Annotated in this window: 7 protein-coding genes; 4 read left to right on the top strand and 3 right to left on the bottom strand. The window is 38.6% G+C overall.

The window, feature by feature from the left end:
- The first annotated feature begins 258 nt into the window (after positions 1-258).
- A complete protein-coding gene (locus tag J3U68_RS01170; protein WP_267373675.1) occupies positions 259-1,686 on the top strand; it encodes an amino acid permease in 1,428 nt (475 codons plus the stop codon).
- 250 nt (positions 1,687-1,936) lie between these two features.
- Here J3U68_RS01170 and J3U68_RS01165 read toward each other — a convergent pair whose 3' ends face one another.
- On the bottom strand, positions 1,937-2,464 hold the full coding sequence (locus tag J3U68_RS01165) for a YagU family protein (RefSeq protein ID WP_267373673.1): 528 nt from the start codon (positions 2,462-2,464) through the stop codon (positions 1,937-1,939).
- A 1,599-nt stretch (positions 2,465-4,063) separates the two neighbouring features.
- Here J3U68_RS01165 and J3U68_RS01160 point away from each other — a divergent pair.
- Positions 4,064-5,416 (top strand): Nramp family divalent metal transporter, encoded by a 1,353-nt coding sequence (locus tag J3U68_RS01160; RefSeq protein ID WP_267373671.1) that lies wholly within the window; start codon positions 4,064-4,066, stop codon positions 5,414-5,416.
- 416 nt (positions 5,417-5,832) lie between these two features.
- Positions 5,833-6,114, top strand: a complete 282-nt coding sequence (locus J3U68_RS01155; protein ID WP_267373669.1) for a DUF3079 domain-containing protein — start codon at positions 5,833-5,835, stop codon at positions 6,112-6,114.
- 759 nt (positions 6,115-6,873) lie between these two features.
- Here J3U68_RS01155 and pta read toward each other — a convergent pair.
- Positions 6,874-8,565: a phosphate acetyltransferase gene (pta, locus tag J3U68_RS01150; protein ID WP_267373666.1), complete on the bottom strand. Its 1,692-nt coding sequence runs from the start codon at positions 8,563-8,565 to the stop codon at positions 6,874-6,876.
- 722 nt (positions 8,566-9,287) lie between these two features.
- Positions 9,288-10,700: a hypothetical protein gene (locus tag J3U68_RS01145; RefSeq protein ID WP_267373664.1), complete on the bottom strand. Its 1,413-nt coding sequence runs from the start codon at positions 10,698-10,700 to the stop codon at positions 9,288-9,290.
- A 286-nt stretch (positions 10,701-10,986) separates the two neighbouring features.
- Between J3U68_RS01145 and J3U68_RS01140 the strand changes: the two genes are divergently transcribed.
- Entirely contained in the window at positions 10,987-11,988 is a 1,002-nt protein-coding gene (locus J3U68_RS01140; protein ID WP_267373662.1) for an MBL fold metallo-hydrolase, read from the top strand.
- Positions 11,989-12,873 lie beyond the last annotated feature (885 nt).

Raw genomic sequence — 12,873 nt, 5'->3', positions numbered from 1 at the left:
CCAGCCAAAACAGGACACATTAAGCATAAAATAGGTCAAAACCAAGCTTAAAGCAGCAAAATAAAATTTTATTGGCACTGTAAAAATATTGTTATAAGCTTACAGGTTTCTATTAATCAGTGTCACATCAAACCAAGATATGTTTCATCGTGTAAACCTCGTTTGTCACCCTTACACCCTCGTAACATCTATTCTTAATGATTAAGCCTCTCCCATCTTCACTTATTTTCAAGGATATCTCATGAATAAGGAAATACAATGAGCAGACAGCCGGAATTAAAACGCACATTGAAAAACCGCCATCTGCAACTGATCGCTATTGGCGGCGCAATAGGTACCGGTCTTTTCATGGGTTCGGGTCGTACCATCAGTTTAGCAGGTCCGTCTGTCTTGTTTGCCTATATCATCATTGGTGCTTTTTTATTTTTCGTTATGCGCGCCATGGGGGAATTACTGTTACATAATTTACAGTATAAATCCTTTGTCGATTTTACCGCGGATATCCTTAACCCTACCGTCGGTTATTACGTTGGTTGGTCTTATTGGTTCTGCTGGGTGGTGATTGGCATGGCTGATATCGTGGCGATTACCGGCTATACTCAATTTTGGTGGTCGGATGTTCCACTATGGTTACCGGGCATTTTGAGCATTGCCATATTATTGGCTTTAAATTTATTGTCTGTGAAACTATTTGGCGAACTTGAATTCTGGTTTGCTTTAATTAAAGTGTTAGCAATACTGGCATTAATAGTCTGTGGAGGTTATTTAATATTTAGTGGATTTGTCAGCTCATCAGGCACTAAAGCGCAAATTAGTAATCTATGGACACACGGTGGCTGGATGCCTCATGGCTGGTCTGGATTTTTTGCCGCCTTTCAAATTGCCATCTTTGCGTTCGTGGGCATTGAACTTGTTGGTACAGCCTCTGCCGAGACCGATGATCCCTATAAAACCTTGCCGCAAGCTATTAACAAAATACCCGTGCGAGTGATCGTGTTTTATGTACTAGCATTATCCATTATCATGACCGTCACTCCATGGAATATGGTTGCTCCTGATCGTAGCCCTTTTGTTAATATGTTTACCATGATTGGCATTGGTGCGGCAGCGACGATTATCAATTTTGTAGTATTAACCTCAGCTTTATCCTCCGCCAATAGTGGGATGTATTCCACAGGCAGAATGTTATATGGTCTGTCTAAAAACGGGGTTGGACCTCGCGTTTTTGCCCGCTTATCGGCTCAAGGAGTGCCGCAAAACGGCTTGTTATATTCCTGTGCTATGCTGTTAATTGGCATAGTATTGCTGTATGCAGAAGGGAATGTGATGAAAGTGTTCACCATCGTGACCACTGTGTCCAGCATCTGCTTTATATTTGTTTGGGCAGTAATATTAATCGCCTATCTACGCTACCGACATATCTATCCACAGGCACACGCCAAATCATCTTATAAAATGCCTTGTGGGATTCCAATGTGCTATGCCTGTCTTATTTTCTTTGCTTTTACGCTATACCTCTTCAGTCAGGATAAAGATACTTTAACAGGTCTGCTCGCTACCCCATTCTGGTTTTTTCTACTGACACTATTTTTACCCGTGTTTAAAAAACAATTGAAAAAACCGATCGTGTTGGCAACAGATTCAGAAAGCCCTACTGATCAGACATTTAATGAATCTCATGAATAAATAACACATTCTATACTTTTCAACTGATCATCGAAATAAAAAAGCTAAGACATGAATATGTCTTAGCTTTTAGTTTTAGCATATAAAAACCGAAATGAATTCAAACCTACACAATCAGTGCTCAACCCAGCTTAGTGCATCGAATTGAGACCAGATATGCTACTGGCCTGAATGCATTTTAATCCTGTGCCCGAGCTGTCTATCAATATGCAATCAGCTCAATGATACCATTGAGCTGATTAAAAACCTTTTATAGAAATTCGGGATCAGGTTTTTTGGTCAAACGATTACGTAAATCGCGGCGGAAAACTTCAATAGTCCACATCCATAACAGTGTACCAATAAGCTCAGAAAACAGCTCATCAAATGGCAGATTCCAAGCGGCAGGAGACAGATTCAAAATAGGCAGCACAATACCATGGAAAAGAATGGTTACTCCAATACCAAACGCTAAACCCTGCCAAAGTTTTACTTTAGGAAAAATTTCTGCTGCAACACAGTACAAGACCGCCCAAACAATAGAAAACAAAATGTGGACCAAACTACCTCCCCAGTTGATCACCTGATCAGAATACGTGTACACCAAATTATGAATATCAATGCCCATATCCTGAATCATCTGAATAGGTGGAGCGATACGGTCTGGGGTACGTGGTGGCATAATGCCTTCCGTACCTGACTTAACAAATGCAGAAATCAGTCCGCCCATAATACCGGCAAAAAATGCCACGCCATAATGACGTGCCTCGGGTTTGGTTCTAACAAATAAATTAAACATTATTTAAATCCTCTCAGAATATATATATATTAACAATTAAGCTAACTTTTTCTGTTATATTTAATTATGGTTAAGATTTTACCCCTGAATTTATTTAAAATGCAAATAGATTAACTTGGGTCAATCAGATTTAAATTGATAATTTTAATGTTAAATATCGATAATATTTATGTTATTATGTTTATATGATTCATTTTATTATATTTAGTAGCTCGGGGAATATCTAGCTGAATAATGGTGATGCTTAGTTAGCTTAAGACTTTATCATTAAGATAATAATAAATAATATTATTTTAATCTATACTTAATTATCTACAATCCATCTCTGCGCAGAGATTCAATGTTTAACTTGTCTTGAACGTAAACAACAGACATGAACTATATAAAAGGAGCATGTTGCCCTTATGATTTTGCTTTACGATTTTTGCTCATTGGCGGTCTAAAAATGATCTTAGCTACACTATGCCCATAGGGGTTTTCACTTGCTTTAGACCACATTCTGCAACACTGTTATTTCATACTCTCTTGAGTTACTGGTTTTATTTGAGTCATTTTTGAGAAATAAACTTATTGCTGTTCGAATAGCTTCCGTTTTGGCTATGGAAACTCAATTGCCCCAGTATCTATTTCTTTTACTTCATACCCCATAATCATCATAAACTGAGAACTTAGCAAACATAATCCTTGTGATACAACGATGGCTTTGTACACTTTTTCCTCCATCGCAGCATATCAAACTCCTACATCCCAATCTAGCCAACCACAGCATATAAACAATTGATCTTTGAAATATAGTGTTGTTCTCACCCACCAATTTGCGCCAGCCTTACCTTATTTTTTACCACCATATATGCAATCACATGACTTCCGTCTAAAGAGCGAAATATTTATTGACACACTTAGTTCAGACTTTCATTTATGTGCTTTGAAAATCATGGAGTAGAAATATAGCGCTGAATAGGCGTGCAAGTTTTGAATGATATAGACTTGAACAAATTCAATGCAATTTTGAACCACAATAATAAGTCAGCAACCATACAACATTGCTTTTTATCGACTGGCAGATGGATAAATAGCGCATGAAATCATCATCGCTTTGATATGTGACGATACAAACTAATTCTATTTATCATGATAAAAGTCATCCTTATTAACGTTTACGATGCTTAATGGACGCCGAAATAATCAGCTTTTGTAGCCAGGGGATGATATGGTTAACCCTAATGAACCCCACATCTTTTTGGGTTGAATCGTTAATCTGACCCGTCCACTTATCTTGACTAAAAATCTAAGCCACAGAAGACCAATAATCTATATGGTTTTTTTATGATCAACACCTTTTTTAGTATTTTAAAATATTTCATGCTATCGGTTGCTGCATAATTTAAGCATTATTCTGTTTATTTTACTTATATTAAACAAACATAATCCTCTGTATAACATTGATTTCATATATAAATTACCCTTGAACAATTATTTTTGAACAGATTGCATCAATTAAATAAGGAAAATGAAAAGACTGAGAATCAAATACCATATTGATAATGATTATCATTATCAATATAATGATGATGAGTCTGATTATTTGAAATCGAAGTTATGCCAAAACCTACGCCTATCAGCTTGGAAGAGATTAATAACACCGTACGTATTCCGGACGCTAAGTCAGGTTTTTTCCGCAAACTATGGGCTTTTTCAGGTCCTGGCGCTTTAGTTGCTGTAGGTTATATGGATCCGGGAAACTGGATTACCTCCATACAAGGAGGAGCACTATATGGTTATTTGCTCTTATCCGTTATCTTAATTTCCAGCCTTATAGCCATGCTGTTGCAAGCGATGTGTGTAAAAATAGGCATCGTTACCGGAATGGATCTGGCGCAAGCCACCAAAACACTGGTTGGCAAAAAAACTTCTTATTGTTTATGGATCACCACAGAATTAGCCATAATTGCCACCGAAATAGCAGAAGTGATCGGCGGAGCAGTAGCATTAAATCTGTTATTTAAAATTCCCCTATTGATCGGCGTTTTATTAACCGTATTAGATGTCTTCATTCTGTTGTGTTTAATGCAATTTGGTTTCCGCAAAATCGAAGCGATCGTTTTTTGTCTGATCGCAACCATTTTCATTATTTTTGTTTATGAAGTAGTTAGAGCGTCTCCGGAATTCAGTCAGATTATGAATGGATTTATTCCTAAGCGTGATATTTTCACTGCCACCATCAAAGGACATGATTCAGCTTTAATGTTGGCACTGGGGATCGTGGGTGCAACAGTGATGCCTCATAACCTCTATTTGCATTCATCCATCGTACAAACCAGAAAATATAACCGAACCAACAAAACCAGCCTGAAAGAGGCCATTAAATATGCCACCCTTGACTCCAACATCCAATTAACCTTCTCATTTTTAATCAACTGTTTGCTACTAATTCTCGGTGCTACCCTTTTTTATGGAAATAACCCCGATGATCTAGGCCGATTCACCCAGCTCTATGATGCTTTAAAAAACCCGCACATAGTGGGCACAGTAGCCAGTTCAACCATGGCTACCCTGTTTGCCGTTGCTTTGCTCGCTTCAGGTCAAAACGCAACCATTACTGGAACACTGACTGGACAGATAGTGATGGAAGGATTCATCAATTTATCCGTACCGCTATGGGTCAGAAGAATCATCAGCCGTGGTTTAGCCATAACACCAGTCATTTTATGTATCTATATATGGGGGGATAGAGAAAATATTGTCGAGAATTTACTGGTTTATACTCAGGTTTTTTTGAGTATTGCCCTACCTATATCCATGATTCCTTTAATCCTACTCACATCCAATAAACACAAGATGGGTGATTTCGTAAACAGTCAGTTGACCATGATCGTCGGTTGGGTGGCCACAACAGTACTGATCATTCTCAATGTCGAATTAATTTACGAAACAATCCAGTCACTATTTTAAATAGACGGAAAATCACAGACAGTAGTAAATTAACTTAAAAGCTAATCATTCATTGCCTCAAGCTGTATTGGATACCTGAAGCCAACCATAGCCGGAAAATTTTTCCGCAGATAAAATCAGATTTTGCACAAACAATATTAGAAACTGAATGTATTTATCACCATTATCAATTTGAGCTGATCAAGCAAAATACCTTGATGTATTTTAAAACTAACGCTATTTATTCTCCATACTATTATTGCTAAACTGATTTTACATAGCATTATCAGTTGAAATATTTAACTTACTACTCATCTTATTGAAATAAAAGCCTGACACGTATTATCTGAATAATAGTGCTAGGCTAAATATTCGTTATCGTTTAAGTTTCCTAATCGTTTTTTCGTGTTGAAGTTTTATCCAAGCTAGTAAAACAGATGTCAAAAATTTTTCCTCTTCACCCTAAACATCCGGAACGTATCTGCTGGGGCTGTGACAAATACTGTCGTCAGGATGATCTGTTGTGCGGTAATGGCTGCATTCGCATTCCCCATCCGTGTGAAGATTTTGGTAAACAGTGGTATTTGCATGGAGACTGGTCAGGATTACTTTCAGAAAAACAGCGTGCGCAGATTGCAGCAGAGCAACAAGCTCAATCGCCCGAACCTGAATCCGACAAAACCACCAAACCACACATTAAATTAGCTCTGAAAAAATAATTATCAGATTCAATTGATTGGCTGAAGCGAAAAGTGATCAGGTGGATTAAGTCTAAATATTTAGCACATAATCTGAGAGACCTGCATCAGCCTAATGAATCAATTAATCGCTAATTGCAGAACAACGCTTTAGGCTGTTGGGTTCAGTTTGATTTTTTTTAGCCCAAATAGTTACCTTGGCTTCTAAGCCTCGGCTTAATACTCTCTGTATTATGGTTATTTTTGAATCTGTGCATGGAAACCGCACCAATATAGTATTTGTATTACAGTAGCTAATCTCTAATGTGATCAAGTTTGATGATTACCATGCCAGTACATTGAGTTTAGAGCAAAAGGTTAAGTAGCGTGATCATCCTGAGCTGTAAAACACTACTTGACCCAATGATCAAGAAAATGAGTCTCACTTTATAATGATATTAACCAAACAGTACAAACATAAGTAAAATCGCCTGTTTCTCACACAGGCGATTTTTTTGGTATTACAACTTCCTCATTTCTACAATATGTCCTTGTATACTTGGCTTTTTTTCGGATATTAAGTCCGTTTGCTAAACTGTAATTTATCAAGCAGAAATAAGCAAGAAACTATAACTATAATCTCAGAAAAACCCATTTACTACTTTTTTTTAACGGATATTGATTTTTTATTTCATGCTTTTTGATAATTAACCAGTTTAATTGCTTTAATGTAAAAAACAGGTGATGCTATATCACCTGTTTTTTAAGTTGGCTAACTAAATAATTAGTTATTTCAACCTGTTAATTCATTTGTGTCGCCTGAATTGCTGTCAATGCAATGGTATAGACAATATCTTCAATCAACGCACCACGGGACAAGTCATTGACTGGTTTATTCAAACCTTGCAACATGGGTCCAACACTCAATACATGTGCGCTACGTTGAACTGCTTTATAGGTGGTATTACCCGTATTCAGATCAGGGAAAACAAACACAGTAGCCTGACCAGCTACTTTGCTGTCTGGAGCCTTCTGTTTGCCCACACTGGGTACACTGGCCGCATCATATTGCAATGGTCCATCAATATCTAAGTCACCACGTTTTTGCTTCGCTAACGCTGTGGCTTCTTTAACCGTATCAACATCCGCACCGCTACCAGATGAACCAGTAGAATAAGATATCATGGCTACTTTAGGATCGATACCAAACGCTTTGGCTGAATCAGCAGACTGAATAGCAATGTCAGCTAACTGTTCGGCAGTCGGATTAGGATTAACGGCACAGTCACCATAAACCAGAACCTGATCAGGCATCAACATGAAGAACACACTAGATACCAGACTGGCACCTGGCGCGGTTTTAATCAATTGCAAGGCTGGGCGAATGGTATTGGCTGTAGTATGTACCGCACCAGACACCAGACCATCCACATCACCGGTAGCCAACATCATCGTACCCAATACCACCGTATCTTGTAATTGCTGTTCAGCTTGTTCAGGAGTTAAACCCTTGCTCTTTCTTAATTCAACCATCGGAGCAACATAACGGGCACGGATGCTGTCTGGATCAATAATTTCTAGAGAAGATGGCAAAGTAATGCCTTTAGCTTTAGCGACTTCTTCTACTTCTGATTGTTTTGCCAGCAGAACACAACGGGCAATGCCTTTAGTTTCACAGATGGCAGCGGCGGCAATAGTACGTGGCTCATTACCTTCTGGTAAAACGATGCGTTTGTTTGCTTTGCGAGCGCGATCCATCATCTGATAGCGGAAAGCGGCCGGAGACAAATGCTGGTTAACTGGTTTAGCCAATTCACGGCACAATAAATCTGCATCCAACTGTGCAGCCACAGCCTGAGCAACAGTGCTTACCTGCCCCACTTCAATTGAAGTTGCCACAGCGGTAACCGCACCCAGACAATCTAACTGTTTGCCATGCTGAGCCAAAACACTTTTAACTTCATCGACAAAGCCTGATGGTAAAGCTACAGCAGAAGTTAGAATAAAACCACTGATTTCAGTATGGCCAAAAGAATAATCATATGCAGACAGCAACAATTCAGCTGCTACTGTAGCTGATGTTTTATCCGCAACGGCAGCAATCAGAATAACGCGAGCATTCAAAGCTGCGGCAATTTTCACATTCTGTGCTGGCAGATAGCTGCGGCCCGCTTCAGGAACCACGCCTTCAACCACCACTACTTCATGCGCAGCCTGCGCTACTTGGTCAAAAGTGGCAACAAAACCTTCAATAGCATCATCAGCCCGACCTTGATAAACCTGCTCATCCAGTTTGGTCAAGGACAAAGGTTCAGGCATAGTTTGACCCAAAAGCCCTTGCACCAAAGCAGCTGTTTGATCAGCAACATCAGCACTTACCGGCTTGAAATACAGCGGAGTGTGTTTTTTCAGAGCAAAGGTTTGTGCAACACCCAGACCAATAGCGGTCAATCCGTTTTGTGCCCCTGTTGGCACCAGCAAAAATTGCGGCATAACTATCCTTTTCATTTAATAACAACAGCAGCCTAAGCTGCACTTTTTTATCATCTCTTATTATAGATCAATTCAGAGCATCACATCATTGAATAACATCAATATCAACGCTAAAAAACGACAAAATCCATTGAACCCTAGACATGGCTAACTTGAATGCTGATCAATACAAAACAGTATAGACAGCCGGATACCGTGTACTGGCAGCGGCGGACAAATGCATCAACCTATCATGCAGATCATTTATACCAAAATATGGTTTTATCTTGATAGAGGATTTATGCTACTTCATCATCTATTCTGTCTGAATATATTACGCATAATTGCACTTGAAGTGGCAGATGACCTCCAAATTAATTAGTCCATAAGCTACTAAACTGGGCTAACCCGTTTTCCTTACGTTCCTGGCAACATGACGAGCGCAAAAAATGACCGCTACAAATAAAATCACCTTAAAATAATTTCCACCGCCCTTTGCTCTGTACAGACTAACTAATCATCATCTACTCAAACCAAATTTAAAGAGAAGATTGCATCTCCAGCAACATTAAGCTTATACCTTAATGAAAACAGCCTTGTTGATATCCGAAAAGTATTCAGTTATCAACAAGGCTGGGTGAACAGACCATGGCTTAAATCGAATATTGCCACAGCCCGTTTCATTAGGCTTACCGTGTTAATGGACGGCTGTGCCAATCTAATTCATCTGCAAGGATAAAGATTTACATCTTACTCAGTTCAGAAGATACATATTTTATTTCATCTTTAATGTTCGACCACAAGTCTTCACGAGCCTGCCCCTCCAATTTAGCCTGACTCAGTAAACTATTTTTGGTGTAGGGTTTGTATTTGGCAGGAGCTTTCCGATCAAACCAGCAACGGGTTTCCGAAGATAGACTTTTACCATAATAATCCTTGTTCAAATAATATAATCCTTTCATCCGAACAGTAGCTTTGATGGTCGACCTATTAACGGTTTTCTGACAGTACTCAGTAAAAGCAATATTTTTCATTACCGGTCGATCAACCATATTACCCTGTCCATCATCAACTTTCTCTGTTCCAACCTTAATATTATCGTGCCGTGTCATTGATTGAACGTTGTCACGTTTTTGTTGGTAATCTTTTTTGGTGGTGAGGTTAATGACCAGATTAGCTTGCTCGGGGGATGAAACAAAATCAATATACCATTCGCGCAACTCTCTACGAATGTTCTCACTGTAAACAGACTCTGCATCAATATAAATTTTGATTCGTCCTTGACGATAGTGACTCGAAGCCAGTTGAGCCGCGTCTAGGTATGGCCCATACTGGCGGTACACTTCCACAGCGCTGTTAAAATATGAAGCGGCTAGGCGATGATCTTTAAACAGCTTGGCTTTTTGACTGACTGTTTTCCCCATTTGATAATTTGCTTGAGCTTCCAAAGTACGCCATTTTTTTTCATAAAAAGCGGCTTGTTTGACGCTGTCTTTGTAATTTCCTAGAGGTTTATAAACTTGCTGTGCTTTCTGAAAATTGATCACGGCTTGTTTATAATTTTGATTTTTCACGTCATTTTGTGCGGCACGATAAAACTCTTCAGCAGCCGTTGTATAGTATAAGTTCTGACTTTCTTCCGCACGCTTAGCAATGTCCTTGTAATTAAAATACTTGATCCCTTCTCGATATTCCTTTGCTTTGCGTAGATAATCCTGACTATTACCTACCACAATATTGTCCGCTTTATCATAATACTGGGAGGCAATACTCTGTTTTAAATTTTCCTCAGGATACTGCTTTAAAAAATCCTCAATAAAGTTACTATAGCCTCGTCCGCTTAGCTTCTGTTGCATCGTCAATAACAATTTATAATTTCTAATTTTTTCGTCATAGTTTTGTGCATGCGCTTGGTCAATATTTTTTTGTGCCATCTGTGACACCTTAGTCACCGTATTTTTTAGATAATCTACATCCTTTTGTTTCCATTCCTTGTTTTTTTTCTTCAAACGCTCACTTTTGGCATTATAGTTCTGCGCCAAAATTTTAATTCCACCAGAATAATCGCCTTGATTAAACTTATCTTCTGGGTTGTCGAAGAACAAGGAACAACTTGCCAATAAAATACTTAACGTAATGACAAATAATTTCTGCATTGAACACTCCGATTTATTAATAATTTTTAATAAGTGCAAAGAAAAGAAAACATATATTATCATTTAATAACTTAAATAACAATAACTATAGTTACTTTATTTCTACAATAATCCTAATCCCTGCTAGATGAATTTGCGTTCATGCAGCAAAATTTTTAAAGATATTTTCTATTAAACAGCAAAAAAATCGTCTGCTTCACCGCAGATACGTTAAAATGAACTTTCCCATTATTTCCAGCCAGATCTAGCTCAAATTATCTTTTTTGATTTAGATAAAAATCAGATAATGTTATTGAAAAAAAATAATCCTTATTACGATCCTAGCAAACCTCACCATACTCCTGATGGATTTTGTAATCCGCAACCTATCATGATTAAGCAGCGTGATGTATTTCGATGGAATTGGGAAAGATTTTCACAACGCTTACCTAAACCGCCCAAACAAGGATATGCGGAGTTTGCCCGTCATTGGTATCAACAGCCTGATTTCAATTTACCGGATAATCGGCTTTGGTGGATCAGCCATGCAACCATTTTATTGCGTCTAAGAGACTGCACCATTATTACTGATCCGGTATTTTCACAACGGGTTTCCCCCGTTTCATTTATCGGACCCAAACGGCGCACACAACCGGCCGCCACCATTGACGAGTTACCGGATATCGACGTGATTGCTCTATCACACAACCACTATGATCATCTGGACAGAGCCAGCATTATTCAGTTAGCACGACGCTTTCCGTCAATTACGGCTGTTGTCCCTTTGGGACTAAAACCAAAAATGCTCAACATGGGCGTCAAAAATGTCATTGAACTGGATTGGTGGGAGTCGGCGAACTGCAAAGGGATTCACTTCCATTGCGTGCCTGCTCAACACTGGAGCCAGCGCGGTATATTTGATCGTAACCAAAGTTTATGGTGTGGCTGGATAATGCAGGTGGCTGAATCATTTACCTACTTTAGTGGTGATACCGGATTTAACGAATTTATGTTTCAACAGATTGCTGCTCGCTTTCCGCGCATAGACATGGCGGCTATCCAGATTGGCGCTTATGCCCCGCGCTGGTTTATGCAAAACCAGCACATTGATCCGCAGCAGGCAGTGGAAATCTTTAAAATACTCCATTGTCGTCATGCCATAGGTATGCATTGGGGGGCTTTTGAATTGGCTGATGAGCCATTAGACGAACCGCCACAATTACTGGCTGAAGCCTGCGCTCAGCAGCAAATTCCTTGTGGCAAATTCGAAAGCATTCGAATGGGCGCCAGCCGACCAATCAGTACTTAAACATCTCAGTTAGCTGAATATTTGCACCCCGTATAGCTGAAAATTAGCAATACAATAGTCATTAAACTTTCATATGCAAATTAAATAAACGCTTTAAACCCTAATTTACCGTGTGTTTTGCTATAGATATTGAAATCATTTAATGTATTAGCAAATACTTCACCAGATGCTCAAGGTATTAATAAGTCCTGTATTCCAACGGCAACCATTGCAATCATTTATGATGATCAGAGTTGATAAGCAATATGATTAACAACCATCAATGATCATATTTTTAATGTCACACAACATTTAATCATGAAGATAAATATTATTTGCACTGCGCTAACGATGGGATAAATCAACATCTGAATCATCTTCAATGACTCAATGTTCAACATGAGATTTTGAAAAAACAATTAGCTTCAACTATATGATCAACTGTCACCTTAATTGGCTGAATGATTAAATTAATTTAGATGATCTACCAAAATGGGTAGCCATACCATTTATGGCTGCCTTTTTGGTAACAACATTTGAGTTGCTAGTTTTGACTGTTATCTTGAGCATCCAGACTCAAAAAATCTTGAGAAAGATAGTTAAAACAATCGAAGTGGGTTTGCTATTGAATCGGTCAATTTTTTTTCAGCACATGGTAGTTAAGATTATTGTCGGGACAAAAATAATGTTTTTCCTCTAGAAGCAGGCGCAGCAACGATTATAGAAAAGATAAAACAGATTTTTAATATTCTGCTGATCCCCTCGGCATGAAGGATATACCCTAAGAAAAATGAAATCAGCGAAGTTGATTTGGCTGATTTTTGCCAATGTTCCTCAGGCATAAAGATGAAATTATGCCCAAGGATAGATCACGCCAGACTTAATACGTTTAATATCAAAAAGAAA

The organism is Snodgrassella sp. B3882 (genome assembly GCF_026535915.1).
Classification (GTDB): Bacteria; Pseudomonadota; Gammaproteobacteria; order Burkholderiales; family Neisseriaceae; genus Snodgrassella.
The sequence above is the reverse complement of the archived record's forward strand: the minus strand, read 5'-3'. Positions and strand labels throughout refer to the sequence as shown.